Here is a 20829-nt window from a genome sequence, read left to right as displayed (position 1 = left end):
CGCGCGCCGCCCCGGAAATCCCGCCAGGGATCGCTCACCGGCGCGCGCGGCGCTAGATCGAGATCTCCGACAGCACCCCGTAATGATCCGAGGCGGCGACGCCGTCCTCGAGCTCCTCGAACACGACCCGCGACGAGAGCGGCTTGCCGCGCCCCTGCTCGTTCGGCCCGCGGACGAAGATGTAGTCGATGCGGCGCGGGTACTCGTTCGTGATGGCCGCGAAGGGGTTTCGCACGGGATCGAAGGTGAAGCCCGGCCCCGTGCCCGCCTGATCGAAGGTGTCGGCGAAGTACACGCTCTTCTGGTTCAGGCTCTGCAGCCCCTTCATGAACCGGATCTCCGCGGCCTCGGGCTGCGCGTTGAAGTCGCCGACCACGATGGGCGGCAGGCCCGCCAGGGGCGCCTCGCGCGTCACGATCTCGGCCACGGCCGCGACCTGCGCCTCGCGCACGACGCCGTGGTGGAACTTCCAGTTCAGGTGGGTGACGAAGAACGGGATCACGCCGCGCGGCGACGCGAGCTCGGCGAGCAGGATCGAGCGCTTCTCGTCGGTCTCGCCCGTGGGCAGGGGGAACGCCTGGCTCCGCCCGATCGGCCAGCGCGACAGCACCGCGTTGCCGAAGAGCACGCCGCCGCCGAGGTCGTGCGCCGCGCCGAACGCGATCTCGTAGCCGAGCCCCTCGGCGATGTCGTCGGCCAGCGACCGGCCCTCGTACGACATCACCTCCTGGAGCCCGACCACGTCGGCATCGAGCTCGCGAAGCCCCTTCCGGATGAGGGCGAGGCGCGCCTCCCACGGGTCGTGGCGGTTCCAGATGTTCAGGGTGAGCACCCGCAGGGAGCTCCGGCCAGCCGCGCCGGAGCCGCCGTGCGCGGCGCCGCCGGCCCCGGAGCCTTCTCGAGGACGATCCATGCCGACGGGCTACGCCAGCTGCGCGTCCGAATCCAGCCGTGATACGAAGGGCCCCGGCGCAAGCCGCTCCCCTTCCGGCGCGGAAGGGCGATCTTGACCGGGAGAACCCTGAATGATCGCGTGTGCTTCTCGAAGGGGGCGGCCTGGAACGGCCTCCTCCCGATCTCGAACCCCGCTCCGCCTGGCCGGGGGCCTGCTCCTGCTCGCGCTGCTCGCCGGTTGCGAGAGCAAGATGGAACCGAAGGAGTGCGACAAGCTCCGCGGCGACGCCTTCGAGATGGTGAACAAGGCGCAGCACTGCAACACGGACGCCGACTGCCGCCAGAGCGAGTGGCCGGGCTGTGCGAAGCCCATCAGCAATGCGACCTTCGACAAGATCAGGCCCCTCGCGGACAGCTACAAGACGGGCAAGTGCGAGGAGCCCAAGGTCGACTGCAAGAGCCCGCCGCAGTCCTACTGCAAGCAAGGGCTCTGCGTGCACCGCGAGCTCGGCACGACCGAGGGGGCGGGCAACACGCCCACCGACCAGATCCAGATCCAGTGATCGCGGCCGCCCCGCCGGGCGGCGAGCCCTGCGCGGTGCGCCGCGGCGGCGCTGCCCGGCGGCGCCGCGCATGCCGCCGCGCCGCGGCCCCGGGCGCGAACCGGCGCGCCGCCCCGGTACGCGCTTGACGCGCGCACCCGCAGGGGCCACGGACGCGCCGTGAGCGAAGGCTTCTATCGCGGCAAGCGCGTCGTCGTGACCGGCGCCGGCGGGTTCATCGGCAGCCACCTCGTCGAGGCGCTGGTCCGGGAGGGCGCGCGCGTGCGGGCGCTCGTCCGGTACACGTCGAGCTCGCGGCGCGGGCACCTCGACCGGCTCCCCGAGGACGTCCTCGCGCAGGTGGAGGTCGTCCCCGGCAACGTCGAGGACGCGGGCGCGGTCCGGTCGCTCGTGCGCGGCGCCGACGTCGTGTTCCACCTCGCGGCCCTGATCGGGATCCCGTACTCGTACGTGGCCCCGCAGCAGTACGTGGCGACGAACGTGCAGGGCACGCTGAACGTCCTCGAGGCGGCGCGCGAGCACGGCGCGCGCGTGGTCCACACCTCGACGAGCGAGACCTACGGCACCGCGCGCTACACGCCCATCGACGAGGCCCACCCCCTGACCGGGCAGTCCCCGTACTCGGCCACCAAGATCGGCGCCGACAAGCTCGCCGAGAGCTACCACCTCTCCTTCGGCCTCGAGGTCGCGACCATCCGGCCGTTCAACACCTACGGCCCGCGGCAGTCGTCGCGCGCGATCATCCCGAGCGTGATGCAGCAGCTCGCCGCCGGGAGCGCCGCGATCCGCATCGGGAGCACCGCGCCCGTGCGGGACCTCAACTTCGTGACCGACACCGTCGCCGGCTTCCTCCTCGTCGGCTCGAGCGCGCGCGCCGTGGGGCAGACGCTCAACGTGGGCAGCGGGCGCGCCATCTCCATCGGCGATCTCGTCCGGCTCATCTTCGAGGTGACCGGCAAGCGCGCGGAGCTCGTGACGGACGAGGCCCGGGTGCGCCCCGACGCGAGCGAGGTCATGGTGCTGCTCGCCGACTTCCGCCGCGCCGCGGAGCTCGTCGGCTACGTGCCCCGTGTGCCGCTCGAGGAGGGGCTCGCGCGCACGTACGCTTATATCGAGCGCCACCTCGCCGATTACCGGCCCCGCGAGTACGCGATCTGACGCACGACGCCGCGCCGGCAGGGCGCGCGCCCCGCGCGCCGGCCGCGCGGCGCCGGCGGGATGGATGGAACGCCATGTGGAAGATACCTCTCAGCGATCTCTCGTTCGGGCCTGAAGAAGCGGAGGCCGCGCGGCAGGTCGTCGCGTCGGGCTGGCTGACGATGGGGGAGCGGACGGCGCAGTTCGAGCAGAAGCTCGGCGAGGCGCTCGGCACCCCGCGGGTGCTCGCCGTGACGAACTGCACCGCCGCGCTGCACCTCGCGTACACGGCGCTCTCCGTGGGCCCCGGCGACGAGGTGATCTGCCCGAGCCTCACGTTCGTGGCGACCGCCAACGCCGCGCTCCTGTGCGGCGCGAACGTCGTGCTCGCCGACATCGTCGGCGACGGCGACCTCGGGGTCGACCCCGCCGACGTCGCCCGCAAGATCACCCCGAGGACGCGGGCGATCGCGGTCGTCCACTACGCCGGCTACCCCTGCGACATGGACGCGATCGCCGCGATCGCCGCCGAGCGGGGGATCGCCGTGGTCGAGGACGCGGCGCACGCGCCGCTCGCGACCTACCGCGGCAGGGCGCTCGGGACGCTGGGCGACGTCGGCTGCCTGAGCTTCTTCTCGAACAAGAACCTCGCGGTCGGCGAGGGGGGCGCCGTGATCGCGAAGGACGACGCGCTCCTCGCGCGCATGCGGCTCCTCCGCGCGCACGGGATGACGACGCTGACCCTCGACCGGCACAAGGGGCACGCCTTCACGTACGACGTCATGGCCGCGGGCATGAACTACCGCATCGACGAGATCCGCAGCGCCATCGGCGTCGTGCAGCTCGGCCGGCTCGCGGCGGGCAACGCGCGGCGGCGGGCGCTCGCGGCGCGCTACCACGAGCGCCTCGCCGGCGTGCCGGGCGTCGGGCTCCCGTACCGCGACTTCTACGCGCGCGGGGTCGGGGAGAGCGCGCACCACCTCATGCCGGTGCTCCTGCCCGAGGGCGCCTCGCGCGAGGCCGTGATGGAGGCCATGAAGGCGCGCGGCGTCCAGACGAGCGTGCACTACACGCCGATCCACCGCTTCTCGCACCACGGCGCCTCGGACCGGGTGCGCAAGGAGGGGCTCGCGCGCACGGACGCGATCGCCGGCCGCGAGCTCACGCTCCCGCTGCACCCGCGCATGGAGGACGCCGACGTCGACGCCGTGTGCGAGGCGCTCGCCGCGTCACTCCGGTAGGTACCGCTGCCGGTGCTCCTCGAACTCCTCCTGCGCCTCGGCGAAGTCGTCGCTCCTGCCGATGTCGAGCCAGTGGCCCCGGAAGGGGAAGGTGGCCACCTGCTCGCCGGCGTCGAGCAGCGCGTGCATGAGGTTGTCGAACCCGAACGGCCGGCCCTCCGGGATGAAGCGGAGCACGTCCCGGCTCATCGCGTAGATGCCCATGCTGACCCAGAACGTGTACGTGGGCTTCTCGCGGAAGCCGACGACGCGCCCCTCCGGGCCGAGGTCGAGCACGCCCAGGTCGATCTTCGAGGCGCGCTCGCACACAGCGACGGTGAGCGGCGCTCCGGCCGACTCGCCCGTGCGGTGGAGCGCCGCGAAGTCGAGATCGCTGAGGATGTCGCCGTTCATCACGAGGAAGCGCTCCGGCAGGTCCCGCTCGATGACCCGGAGCGGGCCCACGGTCCCGAGCGGCGTCTCCTCGCGCTGGTAGGAGATGCGCAGCCCGTACCGGCTCCCCTCGCCGACGACCGCCTCGATGAGGGCGGCCTGGTGGCCGACGCACATCACCACGTCGGTCACCCCGGCGCGCGCGAGCTGCCGGAGGAGGATCTCGACGATGGTGTGATCTCCGATCGGCATCAGCGGCTTCGGGATCAGGGCGGTGTAGGGGCGGAGCCGGGAGCCTTTGCCGCCGGCGAGCACGACTGCCTTCATGCGGTGACGTATACCCACGCGCTGCTCGGACGGGGGACCATTCCGCAGAATTTCGCGCTCATCCTGCCCGCCGCATCCTCTCCGATTGACTCTCTTCCAGCTGCTCTTTAGTGATGGAGAGCGTCCCGCGGCAGGTCATCCCCTGCGCGGCGCGGTTCAACCTTCACAGGTGGCTTGGGCAGCAATCATGACGATGGTACCCCCGTCCCGTACCCCCGGAAGGAAGCGCCGGAAGCTCGGATATCGCGGCAGCGGCACCTTCGCCATGTGCAGCGCCGGCCCGCACCCGGGCGGCCCGCTGTTCCGGCAGCTCTGCACGCTCGCCGATCGCTTCTCCGCGTGCGAGGACGACCCGGCCGCGGCGCAGATCGGGAGCGTGCTCTCGCTGCTCGCCTTCTACGCGACGAAGCCGAACGATCGGGATTTCCGGCTGTCGTTCGGCTCCTTCGTCATGGATCTCGCCCTCGCCGACGAGGAGCGCGCGCGGGCCCGGGCTCAGGGGGACGGGCCCATCCCTTACCGGCGCCCGCTCCTGGCTCGTTGACCTAGGCCGCTGATGAGCGCTCGAGAGCTACCCACGCGCCCAGCGGGGCGCAGCAAGCGGACGGCGTCGGCCTCGGTCGTGCTGATCGTGAGCGCGAGCGAGCAGCTCGCGGAGCGCTGCCGCCGGCTGGTCTTCGTCGAGGGCGCCGACCTGCTCGCGTGCGATCTCGTGTCGCTGCGCGGGAGCGCGGCGTGGCTGCACCCGCTGGCCATCGTGATGACCCAGGACGTGCGGGCGTTCGATCCCGAGGGGTTCATGGAGCTGTCGCGGCGCATCGGCGCCGAGCTCGTGGTGCTCCCGTCCGAGGCCGTCTCGGACACGCAGCTCACCGCGATGATCACCGCGGCGCTGGACATCGCTCAGCGGCGCCGGACCGACTGACGGCCGGCCGGCGCGCGGGGCGGGCGCGTCACTCGCGCGGCGGGAGGACGTCGCCGGACTTGCTCGCCAGCAAGCACCCCTCGTCGAGGCCGAGCTTGCACGCCTTCGTGAACAGGTCGACCGCCTTCTGGGCGTCGCGCTCCACGCCCTCGCCCTGCGCGTGGAGGTGCCCGAGCTCGACGCAGGCGAGGGCGTTGCCGCGCTCGCAGACGCGCTGGAACAGCGCGGCCGCGCGCCCGGGATCGGCGCTGGCGCCCTGGCCGCGGAGGTAGGCCCTGCCGGCCGCGAGGCACCCGAGGTTCGCGCCCGCGTGGCACGCGCGCGCATGCCAGTAGAGCGCCGCCTCGTCCGCGCCGCTCGCCCCATCGCCGCCGTCCGCGCGCGCGAGCCGGTCATGGTACGCGTCGCCGAGCCGCAGGCAGCCGCGCGCGCTCCCCTCCGTGCACGCCTCCTTGAACAGCCCCACGGCCCGCTCCACGTCGATCGAGACGATCTCTCCGCCCAGGTACATCGACCCGAGCGTCACGCAGTCCTCGATCTGGTGGTCGGCGCAGCCGTTCGTACAGCCGATGAGATCGTTCCGCTCGCAGGGCAGCCGGAGCGGCGGTGGGGGCGCTTCGGCCGGCGCCGCGGCGGGCGGCGTCGCCGCGGGGGCAGGCCCGGCGGGCCCCGCGGCGTGGCGTGGCGGGGTCGCGGCCGCGCCGCCGCAGCCGCAGAGGAGGAGCGCGCCGAGGAGCGTCTGGGCGAGTTCGCGCACGTGCATGCTCGAACTCATGACACACCGCTCGACCTCTCCCAACGCAGCCCGCCGCTGCGTTCGTCCCGGACGCGCCGACGGGCGCGGGCGCTCCGGGCTGGTCCCCGGCCGGGCCTCGGTGTAGACGGACCCGATGCCGCTCATGAGCCCTCCTCCGCTGCAAACGCTTGACGAGCCCAACCTCGAGGCGCTCGTGGAGCTGATGTTCCTCGCGGCGTTCGCCGACGGCGAGTTCAGCCAGGAGGAGAAGGTGCATTTCTCCCGGAGCGTCGAGTCGCTCACGGACCGCCGGATCCCCCAGAGCACGATGGACGAGCTCATCCGCACCGTGGTGGAGCAGCTCCAGAAGGAGGGGCGGGCCGCCCGGCTCGCGTCGCTCAAGGAGCGGCTCCCCACCCCGCAGGCGCGGAAGGTCGCCTTCTCCCTGGCCGCCCAGGTCGTGGTCGCCGACGGGATCGTGAGGAACAGCGAGCGCGAGCTCCTCCTCGACGTCGCCGCGGCGCTCGAGCTCGATCAGACCGAGGCGGCGGACGTCGTGCGGAGGCTCGCCGCCTCCTGAGCGCCCGGCCGCCCGCGGCGCCCTGCGCCCGGGCGCCCCTGGGGCCGGCTCTGCCGCGGGGGCGGCTGCCAAGGGGCGAGGCGAGCGCCGCGGGGCCGCTGAGGGGCGAGGCGAGCGCCGCGGGGTGAACGGGGGCCGCCGTTTTCGGTTACGATGGCGTCCGCCGTGACCTGGTCCTCCACTGGCAGTTTCCTGATCCCGTTTCCGGTGCCGGGCTCAGCGCTGACCTCCACCCGGGGCACCTACGTGATCGGAGCGCTCATCGGCGACGGTCAGTACGGCTCGGTCTACGAGTGCAGCGGGCCGTTCGACCAGGTGTACGCCCTGAAGATGCTGCGGCCGGCGAACAAGCCCTACCAGGTCGTCAAGGAGGAGTGGTCGCGCGAGATGCTCCGCCTGGAGAGCTTCCGCCACCCGAACATCGTCTACATCCACGATGCGTTCGAGGTGAACTACCTCTTTTACCTGGCGCTCGAGCGGTGCGACACGAGCCTCCGAGCGCTGCTCGGCACCCCGTTCCAGCCGCCGCTGCTCCTGGAGCTCGCGCGCCAGCTCCTCATGACGCTGCAGTACCTGCACGACAACGGCGTCGTGCACGCCGACCTGCACGCGGGCAACGTCCTCATCTCGCAGCTCGACCACAAGCCGCTCGTCAAGCTCACCGACTTCGGCGTGGCCCACCAGCTCGACGGCGTCACCCGCTGGTTCCGCCCGCAGGTCGCGAACCCGAAGATCCTCGTGCCCGAGCTCGTGACGGCGGGCTACACGACGACGCAGAGCGACCTCTACCAGCTCGGGCTGCTCATGTACCAGATGCACACCGGCCAGCCGGCCATCGACGTGAACGCCCCCTACGAGGAGATCACGCGGCAGATCGCCGAGGGCGCCCCGCGGCAGAAGGCCGAGGCGCTCGGCACGCCGCTGAGCCAGGTGATCGCCAAGCTGCTGCGCCGCCGCGACGCTTACCGCTACTACTCCGCGCGCGACGTCTGGGACGACCTGCGGCAGGTCCGCTGGGCGTAGCGCGATCTCCGCTGCGCCCGCCGCGCGTTCCGGGCTACACCTCGCCGCATGGTCGCCTCCGCCACGCCACGCGTCGTCTCGCTCACGCCCGCGGTGTTCCACCTGCCGGACGCGGTGAACCAGGTCTCGCGCACCTACGGGGAGAGCCCGATCGTCCCGCGCGGACCCCGGCTCCGGCCGCTGCTCGACCGCGCCCGGCGCGGCATCGTCGAGGCCCTCGGCGCGCCCAGCTACGAGGCGATCCTCCTCACGGGCTCGGGCTCCACGTCGATGGCCGCCGTGCTCGGCTCCTGCTTGCGGCGCGACGAGCGGCTCCTCGTCGTCCGGAACGGCGCCTACGGCGACCGGATCCTCGAGTTCGCCGGGACGCTCGGCCAGCCGGTCGTGGACATGTGCCTGCCCTACGGCGAGCGCCCGGATCTGGCGAAGATCGAGGCCGTCCTCGCGGCGGACCAGGCCGACGCGGTGGCCATGGTCTACGGCGGCACGTCGACGTGCACGCTGAACCCCGTGCCCGAGGTCGGTGAGCTCGCCCGGAAATACGGCAAGAAGCTGCTCGTCGACGGCATCAGCGCGCTCTTCGTCGAGCCCTTGGCCCTCGAGGGCTCGGGCATCGCCGCGGTGATGGGCTCCTGCAACAAGGGCCTCCACAGCCACCCGAACCTGACCATGGCGCTCGTCCGCAAGGACCTGCTCGCCGAGATGGAGCGGATCCCCGCGCGCGTCCCGAGCCTGGAGCTCCACAAAACCTGGCGCGCCCAGCAGGGCGGCGCGCACCCCTACACGATCGATCCGATGAGCCTGTGCCAGGTGATCGCGGCGCTCGATCACCTCGCCGCCACCGGCGGCGTCGCCGGGCGGCACGCCGTCTACCAGGCGCGCTGCGCGATCCTGCGGCCGGGCTACGAGCGGCTCGGGCTGACGATCGCGCGCTGGGACGACATGCCGCTCCAGTCGATCGGGACGGCGCTGCACCTGCCGGCGCGGAGGACCTACGATGAAATGGCGGGCCGGCTCGCCAGCGAGCCGGTCGACGGCCACGTGTTCGAGATCTACGCGGCCCAGGGGAAGCTCTCGAACCAGCTGTTCAGGATCTTCCACATGGGCGAGTACCCGCTCGAGGTCTACGAGATCTTCCTCAAGGCCCTCGGCCGCGTCCTCTGAGCGCGGCGCCCGCGGCTCGCCGGGCGCGCGGCTCGTCCGGGCGCGGCGCCGGCGGCTCGCGTCGCGCGGCGCCCGCGGCTCACTTCGCCTCGGTCTTCTCGGCCGGCGCGGCGGCGGGCTTGTCGCCCTTGGTCGCGTCCGGCTTGGCCGCCTTGTCGGCCGCCGGCTTGGCCGCCTTGTCGGCCGCGGGCTTCGTCTTTCCGGCCTTGTCGTCCGCGGCGGCGGCCGCGTCGTTGGCGGCGTCGCCGACGCCGAGCAGCTCGATGTCGAAGACGAGCGTCGACTTGCCCGGGATCTTCGGCGGGCTGCCCGCCTCGCCGTAAGCGAGGTGCGAGGGGATCGTGAGCTTGCGCTTGCCGCCCACCTTCATCCCGACCACGCCCAGGTCCCAGCCCTTGATGACCTCGGTGTTGCCGATCGTGAACTCGAACGGCTCCCGGCCGACGGACGAGTCGAACTCGGCCTTGGTCTTCAGCAGGCGCCCCGTGTAGTGGACGCGGACCCTGTCGCCGTCCTTCGCCTCCTGGCCGGCGCCCACGACGATGTCTTCCTTGATGAGGTCGGCCGGCTCCGGCTCGGAGGGCTGCACCTTCGGCACGGCGCTGCCCGGGGGCAGCTCCGGCTCGGGGACCTTGTCCTCGCAGCCCGCGACCGGGCCGAGGAGGACAGCGCAGGAGAGGGCGAGGACGATTTGGAAAGGCTTCATGGCGCCACGTCTTACGCACCCCGCGCGGCCCGATCAACGGTCTCCCGCGGCGTCCGGGGCGCCGGGCGGGCCGGGTTTCCCGTTGCGGCGCTCGGGCCCGCGCGGTTAGGGTGCCGCCACCTTGGCTCGCGCGTTCTCCGTCGCTGCCCTGGCGATCGCCGAGGGAGGCGCCAACGCCGTCGGCGCCGTGCGCTTCACCTGCGCCGAGGCGGAGCTCGAGGTCGAGCTGGTCCGCGTCGCCGGCTACGCCGAGGGGTTCGCCCTGGGCGCCGTGGCGGCGCCGGTCCGCTTCGGCGTCCCTTACACCGCGATCCGCGGCCTCTTCCGGCGCGGCAAGGCGCTCTGCGTGGCGCTCGATCCGTCCGCGTGCTCTCCGCACAACTGCTTCGTCCTCGCGCGCTTCGAGGGCGATCTCCCCGGCGTGCCCGGCGTGATCTCGCCGACGGCGATGGAGGCGATGGAGACCGCTTACCGCGCGCGCGTCCACGCCGGCGTCGCGAGCTGGGTCGCGCCAGTGCCGCTCGGCGTGCTCGCGGCCGCCCTGTCGCCCGACTACCTCGCGAGCGGGCCGCTCGGCACCGCGTCGCTCGCGCTCCTCGTCGCGCTCGCGACGTGGCTCGCGCTGCGCTTCGCCGCGCGGCTCGCGACCTGGGGGGGGCCGCCCTCGGACCGCCTGCGCGACGCGCTCGTGGAGGAGCTGTCGCGCCGCATGGGCTTCGCGTCGGACCGGCTCGCGGCCTCGACCCCCGGCGCGCCGGCTCCGCCCGTGTTCGCCCCCCGGCCGACGCCGCTCGCCGCGCGGCCGGGGCGCGAGCGCGGCGGCGAGGACGGGCTCGACGCTCTCCCGCTGCGGGCGCGCGTGCTCGTGCCCGCGGCGCTCGCCGTGGTCGGCATCGTGGCGACGATGGCGTTCGTGCAGCGGTTCGCGGCGCCGCGCGACCTGCCGCCGGCCGAGCGGCAGGCGGCGCGCGGCGTCGGGCCGGCGGCCCGCGGCGCCGCCGCCGCGCTCCTCGCGGGCGAGGTCCGGGAGCGCGCCGCGCCGTCGTTCCCGCACTGCCTCTGCGAGCGCGCCGACTCGCCGCTCTGGCAGCAGGGCGTGCCCATCCTCAGCGTCCTCGGCTCGACCGGGCCCGACGACGGCGCCGGGGTGATCGCGCCGATCCTGGAGCGCGACCGCGCCGAGGACGACGAATCCTCCGCGGAATCCGGCGAGAGCGGCGCGGAGCCGGGCGCAACCGCGGAGCCGGGCGCGGCCGCCGCGGCGCCGGGCGAGACCGCCGCGGAGCCGGGCGACGCCGGTGCCCCGGCCGGCGACGCCGGCGACGCCGGGGGCGGGCGCGCGCGGCGGCCGGCGCGCGGCCGCTACGATTTCGAGCTCGCGGTCGTCAACAACAGCGGCGCTCCCGTGCGCGACTTCCGTGTGCTGCTCACGTTCGCGCGGCGCAACCTCCGCGGCGAGCGCGCCGGGATCACCGAGCGCGGGCTGTTCTGGGAGGGCGCGCTCGCGCCCGGGCGCGCGGTGAAGTGGCACGTCGAGGCGCCCGGGACGGAGGTCAAGATCGAGCCTGGGGTGACGGGCATGCTCGACGGCGAGACCGGGGTTGCGTCGCCGGACGCGTTTTTTCAGCTGACGCGCGCGCGCTACCGGGTGGTGCGCATCCACGCGGCGATGATGCTCGCCTGGCTCCGCGATCCGCGTGCCCGCGACGCGGTCCTGTCGCTCCTGCCCGCCGCGTCCGGGGAGGAGGAGAAGCTCGAGCGGATCCGGCGTGCGACGGCCGATGTGATCCCGTGCTCGGTCACGGCGGCGGAGGGCCGGCTGCGCGCGTGCCTCTTCAACGGCGGCGTGGCTCCGCTGCGCGGCGTCACGCTGCGTGAGGTCGCGGCGGGCGAGGGCGGGGCGCCGCGCGCGTGGCCCATCTCGGCGACCCTGCCGGTCCACGAGGGGGTGGAGGTGACGCTGCCGCTCGAGGGGAGCGCGGCGCCCGCGGAGCTCGAGGTGGTGCCGCAGGGGCGATGAGACGATGATGGGGGGATGAAGAGAGGCTCCCGGGCCGCGCTCGCCCCGGTCGCGGCGCTCGCCGCCGCGCTGGTCGTCGGGGCCGGCGAGGCGGCCGCGTGGTCGCCGCTCGACCTCGAGGTCGTCCCCCGGTGGAGCGAGCTGCCGGTCCGCTACCACATCAACCACAAGACGATCCCGGCGCCGCTCTCCGGCTTCGCCGCCGCCGGCATCGAGGCCGGGTTCGCGGCCTGGTCGAGCCCTGCGTGCACGGCGTGGGCGACCGAGCTGCTCGGCGACACGGACGCGGGCTACGACTTCGACGACGGCAGGAACGTGTTCCTCTGGATCAGCGACAGCTGGCCTGCCGAGCTCGGCCGGGCCGACTCGGTCATCGCCGTCACGATGCCGGTCTGGGATCCCGACAGCGCCATCGACGACGCCGACATGGTGTTCAACAACGTGGGCTTCTGCTGGGACGACAGCGGCGAGGGCGACTGCATCGATCTGCAGTCGATCGCTACCCACGAAGAAGGGCATTTCCTCGGGCTCGGCCACTCGAACGTGCGCGGCGCGACGATGCTGGGGACGTACCGGGGCGGCACGTCGGCGCGCACCCTCGAGGGCGACGACATCGAGGGGGTCTGCGCGCTCTACCCGATCGGCGGGACGACCGTCGCGAGCTCGGGCGGCGGCGCGGGCTGGGGCGGCGGCGCGGGCTGGGGCGGCGGCGCGGGCTGGGGCGGCGGCGCGGGCTGGGGCGGTAGCGCAGGCGGGGGCGGCGCGGCGCCGGATGCCGGGGATGGGCCGAAGAGCGGCGCCGTGAACGACGCCGAGGAACGCGACGCCGGCTGCTCGTGCTCGGGTGGCGGCCGGCGGCCGGGCGCTCCGGGAGCGCTGCCGCTCGCCGCGCTCGCCGCGCTGCTGTCGCGCCGGCGTCGGTGCGCGGGGCCGACGCCGCGCCCATGACGGCCGATGCCGCGCGAAGGGTGGCCGGCACCGCGCGAACGGCCGCCTGCACCTCGCGAACGGTGGCCGGCGCCGCGCGAACGGCCGCCTGCACCGCGCGAACGGTGGCCGGCGCCGCACGATCCGCGGCAGGGGCCCCGGGCAAGAGAGCGAGCGCCCGGCGTGGTCGCGCGGACGGGCCTGCTTTACAACCCAGCGCAGCCGGGGCAAACGTCCCGCCATGCCCGAGCCGAGCACCGCAGCATTCGACGCGGAGGTCGCGCGTGCCCTCCGCTCCCTCGAGGCCGACAGCGCCGTTCCTGCCCTCGATCCGCTCGGCGATCCGGCCGGCGCGGCGCGCGGTCTCTCGGCGGAGGGCGACGGCGCGCCGCTGCTCCTCCGCGCGGCGCCCGAGCTCGGCGCGCCGCAGCGCGACAAGGACGCGCGCTTCGGCCCGGCGCCGCGCGATCCCGTCTGGCTCCGGATCGAGCGCGGCGCGAGCGCCCTCCGGCTCGCGCCGCTGCGGCTCGCGGGCGCCGGGCGGCCGCGGTCCGGGGCCGACGGCGCCGCTGGGGCAGGGGAGGCGGCCGGGGCAGGCGAGGGCGCGGCCGAGCCGCGCGACGCGGTGCGGGTCGAGGTGACCTCGGCGCAACGGCCGTGCTGCACCGCCCCCTCGTGCACCCGCGAGCGGACCCACGTCGCCGCCTGGCTCGTGCTCGCCCCGCCCCCGCGCTCGTCGGCGCCCGCGCGCGCCGCCGCGGCGCAGCGCCTGCTCGTCGCCGAGGCGCAGGATCTCGATCCCGGCCGGGCGGAGGCGCTCGTCGAGTCGGTGGCGGCGCCGCTCGCGGCCGCGCTGCGCGTCCCGCTGGTCACGGCGCGCGGGACCGAGCCGCCCGGCGCGATCGCGCCGCGACCCCTCCCGGAGCCAGCGCCGGCGCCCGCGCTGACGGCCGCCGCGCTGGCGCGGTTCGCGATCCGGACCGAGGGGGAGCTCCTCGTCCTGCGGGACCACGCGAGCCAGGGGCCACGCGGGTCCGCGACCCGCAACGCGCTCATCGGCGCCGCGCTGCTCGTCGCCGCGCTCGCCCTGTGGGTCCAGGTCATGCGGAGCGCCTCCGCCGGCGACAGCGGCATCGCGATCGGCGTCGGCAGCGCCGCCGCCCTGCTCTCGCTGGCGGGCTACGCCTTCCTCGGCGTCGCCCGGTTCTCGTCCCGGTATGCGGCGCGCTCCGCCCCGGTGGCGTCGTTCGGGCCGGGCCGCTTCGTCGTCGCCCCCTGGGTGAGCCGCACCGGCGCGATCGATCTGCGCCCCGAGGGCAGGCTCGGGGCCGCCATCTCCGCCGGGGAGGTCCACGCCGTCCGCGTGCAGCCCCGCGGCGACCGCTTCGCGGTCGAGATCGACACCGACCACGGCCCCATCGACGCCCTCCTCACCGACCGCGAGGACGTCGCGCGCTACTGGTGCGACGCCATGGATCGCGCCGTCGCCTCGGTCCGCCACCCCGGCGGCCCTTCCGCCAAGCAGCGCCTCCGCGCGCGCTCCCAGGCGCAGCAGCCCGCCGCGGCGAGCTGAGCCCTCACCTCCCCCAAAAAAAATTGTCCGCCGCGGCGCCCCTCGAACGTCGCAGGGGCGAAGGACCCGGGAAGGAGAACGACCATGAACGAATTTATGTACTTGTTCCGCGGTAGCGACGCCTCTGGCTCTCCGGCCGAGATGCAGCAGCACATGCAGCGGTGGACCGCGTGGGCGAAGGAGCTCACCGAGAAGGGGCACCTCAAGCGCCCCGGCAGCCCCCTCGAGCCCACCGGCAAGGTCGTCCAGGGCAAGCAGAAGGCGGTCGTCGACGGGCCGTTCGCCGAGGCGAAGGATGTGGTCGGCGGTTACATGCTCATCGAGGCCGAGGACCTCGCGCACGCGGTCGAGCTCTCGAAGGGTTGCCCGATCCTCGAGCGCGGTGGGAGCGTCGAGGTGCGCCCCATCTGGAAGCTGAGCCATTAGTGGATCCGGTCGACCCCGTCTTCCGGCGCGAGGCTGGGCGCATGCTCGCCACGCTGACGCGCCTCTTCGGGGTCCACAACCTCGCGCTGGCGGAGGACGTTGTGCAGGACGCCCTCTGCCGCGCGCTGGAGGTGTGGAAGTTCCAGGGGGTGCCCGAGAACCCGGCCGCCTGGCTCATGGCGGCGGCGAAGCACCGCGCCCTGGACGTCCTCCGGCGCGAGCGGACCGCGCGCACCTTCGCGCCCGAGATCGGGCGGCTGATCGAGGGCGAGCGGGCGCTCGACCCCGCGGTCGACGAGCTCTTCGGGGCGGCCGCGATCCGGGACGACCAGCTGCGCATGATGTTCTCGTGCTGCCACCCCCGGCTGCCGGAGGAGGCGCAGATCGCGCTCGTGCTCCACGTCCTCTGCGGCTTCAGCGTGAGCGAGGTCGCCGGCGCGTTCCTCGCCACCGAGGCGGCCATCGAGAAGCGCATCTCCCGGGCGAAGAAGGTGCTCGCCGGCTCGACGCGGCTGTTCGAGCTCACGGACGACGCGTTCTCGGCCCGGCTCTCGGCGGTCCGCCGCGCGCTCTACCTCCTCTTCAACGAGGGCTACCACGGCGCCTGCGCGAAGGAGGCCGTCCGGGTCGAGCTCTGCAGGGAGGCGATGCGCCTCACCGCGCTCCTCCTCGAGCACCCCCCCTCGTCGACGCCCGCCACGCACGCGCTCGCTGCGCTGATGTGCCTCCACGCGGCGCGCCTGCCCGCGCGCGTCGACGCCTCCGGCGACCTCACCTCGCTCCTCCACCAGGATCGATCGCGGTGGGATCGGCAGCTCTTGGCCGAAGGGCAACGGCTCCTCGACCTGTCGGCCGAGGGGCCGGAGCTGACCGAGTACCACGTCGAGGCCGGGATCGCGGCGGTGCATGCGCGCGCGGCCCGGCCGGAGGACACGGACTGGGGGGCGATCGTGTCGCTCTACGACACGCTGATGGCGATCCGCCCGTCGCCGGTCGTCGCCCTCAACCGCGCCATCGCCGTCGCGCAGCACGAGGGGCCGGAGCGCGGGCTCGAGGAGATCGGCGCCATCGAGGGCCGCGATCGCCTCGCCGCGTATCCGTTCTATTTCGCGGCGCTCGGCGAGCTGGAGCTCCGCCGCGGCAGGCGCGAGATCGCGAGCCAGCACCTGCGGGAAGCGCTCGCGCTCGCCCGCAACGCCATGGAGCGCCGGTTCTTCGAGCGACGCCTGGGGGCGTGCGGCGACGGGGCTCCCTGACCCATCCAATCCAGCGCAGCGTTCCGCGGCGCCGGCTTGTGGCACATCCTGGCATGCGACGGACGAATGCCAAGATGTGTCAGGCGGGCCCGATCGGGCGGAGGCTGAATTGGCATTTCTCAGTGAATTCGAGTGGATTCGTCGAGATGGATAGGACGGTGCGCGGATTGCTCGGGGAGGGAGCACGGCTTTGGCTTCGACCTGAAAGGACTTGCCCGTGCCCATCCATTTTCCCTCTCTCGTCCCGTGTAGCTCCTGCGGCTGCCACGCGCGTGCCAGCGAGAGCGAGTGCCCGCACTGCGGCGCAGCCATGCGCGCGCCGGACGGCGCTGTCCCCCGCACGAAGATCGCCATGCTCATGGGTCTGACGGCCGCGTTGTTCCAGCCGCTCGGCTGCAACGGCGAGGTCGTCGACGAGCGAGATCAAGGCAGCTCGAGCAGCTCGAGCTTCGGCGGCGACGTCGCGGTCGCAGGAGCGTACGGCGGCAGCCCCTCGGTCGGCTCCGCCGGGGGTGCGAGCCCCACGGGCGGGCCAGGGGGCTTCGGCGGCGACATCGCGGTGGCGGGGGCGTACGGCGGCGGACCCTCGGTCGGCTCCGCCGGGGGCGCGGACCCGACGGGCGGGCCAGGGGGCGCCGGCGGCGATATCGGCATCGGGGAAGAGTACGGCGGCGGACCCGCGGCCGGTGAGGTCGGGGGCGCGGACCCGACGGGCGGGACAGGAGGCTCCGGCGGCGACATCGGGGTCGGGGGCGCGTACGGCGGCGGACCCTCGGTCGGCGGGGGCGGATCGGGAGGGTGAACCGATGATCAAGCCGACCGAGATCCCCGTCCGCGCGCTCATGCCTGCGGACTTGATGGAAGCGAAGCCGATCTACGCGGTCTGGGAGCTCACGATGAAGTGCGACCAGCCGTGCCAGCACTGCGGCTCGCGCGCTGGCGCCGCGCGCGACGCGGAGCTCTCGACCGAGGAGGTGCTCGAGGTCGCCGCGAGCCTCGCGCGGATGGGCTGCCGCGAGGTCGCGCTCATCGGAGGCGAGGCGTACCTGCGCGAGGATCTCACGGAGATCATCTCGTTCCTCGCGCGCAGCGGCATCCGCGTCATCATGCAGACGGGCGGGCGAGCGTTCACCGCCGAGCGCGCGAAGGCGCTCCGGGCCGCAGGGCTCACCGGGCTCGGGGTCTCGGTCGATGGGCCGGCGGACGTCCATGACGAGCTGCGCGGCAACGTGGGCAGCCACGCGGCCGCCATCCGCGCGCTCGAGAACGCCCGCGCCGCCGGGCTGATCACGACCGCGAACACCCAGATCAACCGCCTCAACGCGCACCTCTTGCGCGAGACGTGCGCCGAGCTGCGCTCGCACGGGATCCAGACATGGCAGGTGCAGATCACCGTGCCGATGGGGCGCGCGGCCGACCATCCGGAGTGGATCCTCGAGCCGTGGCGCGTGGTCGAGGTCATCGACACCCTCGCCGCCATCCAGCGGGAGGCGCTCGAGACGCACGTGTCGGGCGTGCCGTTCAACGTGTTCGCGAACAACAACATCGGCTACTTCGGCCCGCACGAGCAGCTCCTGCGGTCGAGGCCCGGCGGCGGCGACGCGCACTGGCGCGGCTGTCGCGGCGGGATCAACGCGATCGGCATCGAGTCCGACGGCACCGTGAAGGCGTGTCCGTCGGTCCCGACCGTGCCCTATGCCGGGGGCAACGTGCGCGAGCGCGGCCTGGAGCACATCTGGGAGGGCTCCGAGGAGGTCCGGTTCGCGCGCGATCGCGACGCGAGCGAGCTCTGGGGTCACTGCGCGACGTGCTACTACGCGGACGAGTGCCGCGCGGGGTGCTCGTGGACCGCGCACTGCACGCTCGGCAGGCGCGGCAACAATCCGTTCTGCTACCACCGCGTGACGCAGCTCAAGCGACGGGGCATCCGCGAGCGGCTCGTCATGAAGCAGCGCGCGCCGCACGTGCCGTACGACCATGGCGTCTTCGAGCTGGTCGAGGAGGCGTGGGACGCGCCGCCCCCGCCGCCGCCCGAGCCGGTGGTGCCGAGGAACGCGCGCCGGCGGCTGGCGGTTATTTAAGGCCGTAGAGGTCGGGGGGAGCCGGGCGGCGGGCGGCCTCAACCCGGGTCGGCGCCGCGGGCGGCCTCAACCCGGGTCGGCCTCGCCTCAACCCGGGTCGGCCTCCTCGCCTCAACCCGGGTCGGCTCCGCCCCAACCCGGGTCGGCCTCAACCTGGGTCGGCCTCGCCTCAACCCGGGTCGGCCTCCTCGCCTCAACCCGGGTCGGACTCAACCCGGGTCGGCACCGGACTCATCCATCCCTTGCCAATCTTCCGCTTCCATGTAATGAACACGTTCAGTGAACGCGTTCACTCCAAAGCCCGGCCGCCGCGAAGCCCAGAAAGACGCCACGCGCGCCCGGATCCTCGAGACCGCGCGCGACCACTTCGAGCGCCACGGCTTCGAGGCGGCGAACGTCCGCGCCATCGCCGCGGACGCGGGCGTCGCCGCGGGCACGGTCCTCCTCCACTTCGCCGACAAGCGCGACCTGCTCCACGCCGCCCTCTTCGACGACCTCGCCGCCACCGCGGCCGAGGCCGTCCGCGACGAGGAGCCAGGCACCCTCGAGCAGCGGCTCCACCGCCTCGGGGCCGCGTTCTTCGCGTACTACGCCCGCCGCCCGGCGCTGTCGAAGACGCTGCTCCGTGAGGCGCTGTTCGCCGACCCGCCGTGGCAAGCGCGCTTCACCGAGCAGATCGCCGCCGTGCACGGCCGCGTCGTCGAGCTCTTCAACGCCGCCCGCGCGCAGGGCGAGGTCGCCGACGACGCCGACCCCGCGCTCTTCGGCGTCGCCTTCTTCTCCTTCTATTACTTCGCGCTGATCGCGTGGGTCCAGGGCGCGCACCCGTCGCCCGTCGCCCTCCTCGATCGGCTCGTCGCTCAGCACCTCTGCGGCCTCCGCCCCGCAGCCAACGTCAGGAGGGCTCGATGACGTCATCCATCATCTTTCGCAGTCCAGAGGCCCGCGCGCGCATCGCCACGTGGTTCGAACGCTTCCGCGAAAAGGCCCCGGTCCCGACCCGCGCGCGCGAGGTCTCGACCCGCTTCGGCGCGACGCACGTCCTCGTCGCCGGCCCCGAGCACGCCCCGCCGCTCGTCTGCGTGCACGGCGCCATGGCGAGCTCCGCGCACCTCTTGCCCGAGCTCGGCCCGCTCCTCACCCGCTTCCGCGTCTACGCCGTCGACGTGATCGGCCAGTCCGTCAAGAGCGCCGACGTCCGCGTGCCCGTCGAGGGCCCCGCCTACGCCGAGTGGCTCACCGACGTCCTCGACGCGCTCGGGCTCCCGCGCGTCCACCTCCTCGGCGTGAGCTGGGGAGGCTTCGTCGCCCTGCGCATGGCCGAGGTCGCGCCCGCCCGCATCGACCGGCTCGTCCTGATCGTGCCCGGCGGCGTCGTGTCCGGCCCGGTGTGGCAGGGCCTCACGCGCGTGGCCATCCCCATGGCCCTCTACCGCGCGTTCCCTTCCGAGGACCGGCTCGCGCGCCTCGTCTCCGGGCTGTTCTCCACGCACGACGCCATGTGGGGCCCCTACTTCGGCGACGCCGTGCGGAGCTACCGCCTCGACATGCGGATCCCGCCGCTCGCCGCGCCGGAGGCGCTCGCCGGCTTCACGCGGCCCGCGCTCGTGTTTGGCGCCGACGACGACGTGAGCTTCCCCGGCGCGAAGCTGCTCGCGCGCGCGAAGGTGCTCCTGCCGCGCGCCGAGACCGAGCTGCTCGAGGGGTGCCGCCACTCGCCGCCCACCGACGACGCCTTCCGCGCGCGGCTCGGCAATCGCATCGCGCGCTTCCTCGAGCCCGACGCCGCGGCGCCCCTCGCGTCGCCCGGGCTCGCCTCTCCGGCCGCGTAAGCTTCCGCCGCGCGCCTGCCGCGCGCCCCTGCCGCCGCGCGCCCTTTGCCGCCGCGCGCCCCTCGGCGCTCCCCTGCGGCGCCTCAGTGCCCCGACACGTCGTCGACCCGCGCGAAGGCCTCGACGAGGCGCTCGCGGGCCCGCGCCGACAGCGGCGGCGCCCCGATCGACCGCACGTTCTCCAGCAGGTGCTCCACGCTGCTCGTCCCCGACAGGATCACGTGCGCGCCGGGCTCGTCCCTGCAGAACCGGTACGCCGCGTCCGGGAGCGACGCGACGTCCTCCCCCGCGAGCAGGCGCTCCAGCCCTTCGTCGGCGAGCGCTCGCGACACCTTGCCCCGCGCCGCAAGGTCGGCGAGCAGCTCCCTCAGCCGCTCGGGCCGGCTCAGCGCGCGCCGGACCGCGAACATGATCAGCGTCCCGATATCCTTCGCCCGCGTCAGCGGGAAGACCCGCTCGCGCGCCGACTGGTTCAGGAGGTTGAACCCGACCATCACCACGTCCCAGAGGTCGTCGCGGAGCGCCTGCGCCAGCATCGCGTGCGTCGGATCGGCCGCGAACGCCTCGGTGATGCCGAGGAAGCGGATCTTGCCCTGCTCGCGCAGGCGCAGCAGCACGGGGACGATCCGCTCCCGCAGATCGGCGTACCGGTCCGGGAGCACGCCGTGAAGGTGGTAGACGTCGACGTGATCCGTGCCGAGCCGCTCGAGGCTCGCGTGCAGCGACGACACCACGTCTTCCGGCCGGAGGGGCGCGTCGAGGCGCGTCGTCTTCTTCGTCGAGAGCACCACGCGATCGCGCGGCACCTCGCGGAGCGCCTTGCCGATGAGCTCCTCGGTCCCGTACGCCTCCGCCGTGTCGATGAAGCTCACGCCGCGCTCGATGGCCGCACGGACGAGCCGGAGCGACTCGGCCTCGGCGACGCGCCCCGACCCGAGCCGGCTGTCGCCGCCCGCGCCCAAACCGAGCACGCTGACCTCCAGGCCGGTCCGCCCCAGGATGATGCGATTCACGTGGTCCTCTCCCTCTGTTCGATGAACGGTGAT

At 73.8% G+C, this 20829-nt stretch carries 22 protein-coding genes; 17 read left to right on the top strand and 5 right to left on the bottom strand.

The features are described from left to right. Positions 1-52: 52 nt before the first annotated feature. Positions 53-913, bottom strand: a complete 861-nt coding sequence (locus WME83_RS28585; RefSeq protein ID WP_437312865.1) for an endonuclease/exonuclease/phosphatase family protein — start codon at positions 911-913, stop codon at positions 53-55. Between the two features lie 232 nt (positions 914-1145). Here WME83_RS28585 and WME83_RS28580 point away from each other — a divergent pair, with 232 nt between their 5' ends. From WME83_RS28580 to WME83_RS28570, 3 genes are all read left to right on the top strand, one after another. Further along, entirely contained in the window at positions 1146-1457 is a 312-nt protein-coding gene (locus WME83_RS28580; protein WP_437312864.1) for a hypothetical protein, read from the top strand. Between the two features lie 159 nt (positions 1458-1616). Beyond that, positions 1617-2615: an SDR family NAD(P)-dependent oxidoreductase gene (locus WME83_RS28575; RefSeq protein ID WP_437312863.1), complete on the top strand. Its 999-nt coding sequence runs from the start codon at positions 1617-1619 to the stop codon at positions 2613-2615. A gap of 74 nt (positions 2616-2689) precedes the next feature. Continuing rightward, positions 2690-3835, top strand: a complete 1146-nt coding sequence (locus tag WME83_RS28570; RefSeq protein WP_437312862.1) for a DegT/DnrJ/EryC1/StrS family aminotransferase — start codon at positions 2690-2692, stop codon at positions 3833-3835. Here WME83_RS28570 and WME83_RS28565 read toward each other — a convergent pair. Further along, entirely contained in the window at positions 3824-4534 is a 711-nt protein-coding gene (locus WME83_RS28565; RefSeq protein WP_437312861.1) for a nucleotidyltransferase family protein, read from the bottom strand. The genes WME83_RS28570 and WME83_RS28565 overlap by 12 nt on opposite strands. Positions 4535-4721: 187 nt before the next feature. On the opposite strand from WME83_RS28565, the gene WME83_RS28560 reads away from it, so the two are divergent. Together WME83_RS28560 and WME83_RS28555 are read left to right on the top strand one after the other, a co-directional pair. Beyond that, on the top strand, positions 4722-5078 hold the full coding sequence (locus tag WME83_RS28560; protein WP_044986239.1) for a hypothetical protein: 357 nt from the start codon (positions 4722-4724) through the stop codon (positions 5076-5078). Positions 5079-5090: 12 nt separating this feature from the next. Then, a complete protein-coding gene (locus WME83_RS28555) occupies positions 5091-5459 on the top strand; it encodes a hypothetical protein (RefSeq protein ID WP_437312860.1) in 369 nt (122 codons plus the stop codon). Positions 5460-5487: 28 nt separating this feature from the next. Here the strand turns inward: WME83_RS28555 and WME83_RS28550 are convergent, their stop codons facing one another. Beyond that, a complete protein-coding gene (locus WME83_RS28550; protein ID WP_437312859.1) occupies positions 5488-6222 on the bottom strand; it encodes a tetratricopeptide repeat protein in 735 nt (244 codons plus the stop codon). Positions 6223-6349: 127 nt separating this feature from the next. Between WME83_RS28550 and WME83_RS28545 the strand changes: the two genes are divergently transcribed. The 3 genes from WME83_RS28545 (at position 6350) to WME83_RS28535 (ending at position 8962) form a co-directional block, all read left to right on the top strand. Next, complete coding sequence (locus WME83_RS28545; RefSeq protein ID WP_437312858.1) at positions 6350-6775, top strand: tellurite resistance TerB family protein; 426 nt, start codon at positions 6350-6352, stop codon at positions 6773-6775. 165 nt (positions 6776-6940) lie between these two features. Beyond that, positions 6941-7798 carry a serine/threonine protein kinase gene (locus WME83_RS28540; protein WP_437312857.1) on the top strand — a complete coding sequence of 286 codons (858 nt, stop codon included), beginning with the start codon at positions 6941-6943 and terminating at the stop codon, positions 7796-7798. A gap of 48 nt (positions 7799-7846) precedes the next feature. Next, positions 7847-8962 (top strand): pyridoxal-phosphate-dependent aminotransferase family protein, encoded by a 1116-nt coding sequence (locus tag WME83_RS28535; protein WP_437312856.1) that lies wholly within the window; start codon positions 7847-7849, stop codon positions 8960-8962. Positions 8963-9041: 79 nt separating this feature from the next. On the opposite strand, the gene WME83_RS28530 is transcribed toward WME83_RS28535, so the two are convergent. Beyond that, complete coding sequence (locus WME83_RS28530) at positions 9042-9668, bottom strand: FKBP-type peptidyl-prolyl cis-trans isomerase (RefSeq protein ID WP_437312855.1); 627 nt, start codon at positions 9666-9668, stop codon at positions 9042-9044. Between the two features lie 121 nt (positions 9669-9789). Here WME83_RS28530 and WME83_RS28525 point away from each other — a divergent pair, with 121 nt between their 5' ends. The 9 genes from WME83_RS28525 (at position 9790) to WME83_RS28485 (ending at position 19783) form a co-directional block, all read left to right on the top strand. Next, positions 9790-11688 carry a hypothetical protein gene (locus tag WME83_RS28525; protein WP_437312854.1) on the top strand — a complete coding sequence of 633 codons (1899 nt, stop codon included), beginning with the start codon at positions 9790-9792 and terminating at the stop codon, positions 11686-11688. Between the two features lie 15 nt (positions 11689-11703). Continuing rightward, entirely contained in the window at positions 11704-12636 is a 933-nt protein-coding gene (locus WME83_RS28520) for a matrixin family metalloprotease (RefSeq protein WP_437312853.1), read from the top strand. A 220-nt stretch (positions 12637-12856) separates the two neighbouring features. Beyond that, complete coding sequence (locus WME83_RS28515) at positions 12857-14188, top strand: hypothetical protein (protein ID WP_437312852.1); 1332 nt, start codon at positions 12857-12859, stop codon at positions 14186-14188. Between the two features lie 84 nt (positions 14189-14272). After that, positions 14273-14614, top strand: coding sequence for a YciI family protein (locus tag WME83_RS28510; RefSeq protein ID WP_061625839.1), 342 nt, complete (start codon positions 14273-14275; stop codon positions 14612-14614). Then, a complete protein-coding gene (locus WME83_RS28505; RefSeq protein ID WP_437312851.1) occupies positions 14614-15870 on the top strand; it encodes an RNA polymerase sigma factor in 1257 nt (418 codons plus the stop codon). Before WME83_RS28510 ends, WME83_RS28505 begins: the two co-directional genes overlap by 1 nt. A 352-nt stretch (positions 15871-16222) precedes the next feature. Beyond that, a complete protein-coding gene (locus WME83_RS28500) occupies positions 16223-16672 on the top strand; it encodes a hypothetical protein (RefSeq protein WP_437312850.1) in 450 nt (149 codons plus the stop codon). A 4-nt stretch (positions 16673-16676) separates the two neighbouring features. Next, entirely contained in the window at positions 16677-17951 is a 1275-nt protein-coding gene (locus WME83_RS28495; RefSeq protein ID WP_437312849.1) for a radical SAM/SPASM domain-containing protein, read from the top strand. A gap of 279 nt (positions 17952-18230) precedes the next feature. After that, entirely contained in the window at positions 18231-18863 is a 633-nt protein-coding gene (locus tag WME83_RS28490; RefSeq protein WP_437312848.1) for a TetR/AcrR family transcriptional regulator, read from the top strand. Next, the gene (locus WME83_RS28485) at positions 18860-19783 is read left to right on the top strand and encodes an alpha/beta fold hydrolase (RefSeq protein ID WP_437312847.1); all 924 of its coding nucleotides are present in this window, start codon (positions 18860-18862) and stop codon (positions 19781-19783) included. The genes WME83_RS28490 and WME83_RS28485 overlap by 4 nt, the downstream gene beginning before the upstream one ends. A gap of 83 nt (positions 19784-19866) precedes the next feature. On the opposite strand, the gene WME83_RS28480 is transcribed toward WME83_RS28485, so the two are convergent. Further along, the gene (locus WME83_RS28480) at positions 19867-20796 is read right to left on the bottom strand and encodes an aldo/keto reductase (protein WP_437312846.1); all 930 of its coding nucleotides are present in this window, start codon (positions 20794-20796) and stop codon (positions 19867-19869) included. Positions 20797-20829 lie beyond the last annotated feature (33 nt).

Source organism: Sorangium sp. So ce385, from assembly GCF_051474135.1.
Classification (GTDB): Bacteria; Myxococcota_A; Polyangia; order Polyangiales; family Polyangiaceae; genus Sorangium; species Sorangium cellulosum_D.
Note: the sequence above shows the minus strand (reverse complement) of the source record. Positions and strands in the feature narration are given on the sequence as shown.

Excerpts from the sequence above, each read along its gene's own strand:
- WME83_RS28585 (WP_437312865.1), bottom strand. The coding sequence starts at position 913 with ATGGATCGTCCTCGAGAAGGCTCCGGGGCCGGCGGCGCCGCGCACGGC.
- WME83_RS28580 (WP_437312864.1), top strand. The coding sequence starts at position 1,146 with ATGGAACCGAAGGAGTGCGACAAGCTCCGCGGCGACGCCTTCGAGATG.
- WME83_RS28570 (WP_437312862.1), top strand. The coding sequence starts at position 2,690 with ATGTGGAAGATACCTCTCAGCGATCTCTCGTTCGGGCCTGAAGAAGCG.
- WME83_RS28565 (WP_437312861.1), bottom strand. The coding sequence starts at position 4,534 with ATGAAGGCAGTCGTGCTCGCCGGCGGCAAAGGCTCCCGGCTCCGCCCC.
- WME83_RS28560 (WP_044986239.1), top strand. The coding sequence starts at position 4,722 with ATGACGATGGTACCCCCGTCCCGTACCCCCGGAAGGAAGCGCCGGAAG.
- WME83_RS28555 (WP_437312860.1), top strand. The coding sequence starts at position 5,091 with ATGAGCGCTCGAGAGCTACCCACGCGCCCAGCGGGGCGCAGCAAGCGG.
- WME83_RS28550 (WP_437312859.1), bottom strand. The coding sequence starts at position 6,222 with ATGCACGTGCGCGAACTCGCCCAGACGCTCCTCGGCGCGCTCCTCCTC.
- WME83_RS28545 (WP_437312858.1), top strand. The coding sequence starts at position 6,350 with ATGCCGCTCATGAGCCCTCCTCCGCTGCAAACGCTTGACGAGCCCAAC.
- WME83_RS28535 (WP_437312856.1), top strand. The coding sequence starts at position 7,847 with ATGGTCGCCTCCGCCACGCCACGCGTCGTCTCGCTCACGCCCGCGGTG.
- WME83_RS28530 (WP_437312855.1), bottom strand. The coding sequence starts at position 9,668 with ATGAAGCCTTTCCAAATCGTCCTCGCCCTCTCCTGCGCTGTCCTCCTC.
- WME83_RS28520 (WP_437312853.1), top strand. The coding sequence starts at position 11,704 with ATGAAGAGAGGCTCCCGGGCCGCGCTCGCCCCGGTCGCGGCGCTCGCC.
- WME83_RS28515 (WP_437312852.1), top strand. The coding sequence starts at position 12,857 with ATGCCCGAGCCGAGCACCGCAGCATTCGACGCGGAGGTCGCGCGTGCC.
- WME83_RS28510 (WP_061625839.1), top strand. The coding sequence starts at position 14,273 with ATGAACGAATTTATGTACTTGTTCCGCGGTAGCGACGCCTCTGGCTCT.
- WME83_RS28500 (WP_437312850.1), top strand. The coding sequence starts at position 16,223 with ATGCTCATGGGTCTGACGGCCGCGTTGTTCCAGCCGCTCGGCTGCAAC.
- WME83_RS28495 (WP_437312849.1), top strand. The coding sequence starts at position 16,677 with ATGATCAAGCCGACCGAGATCCCCGTCCGCGCGCTCATGCCTGCGGAC.
- WME83_RS28485 (WP_437312847.1), top strand. The coding sequence starts at position 18,860 with ATGACGTCATCCATCATCTTTCGCAGTCCAGAGGCCCGCGCGCGCATC.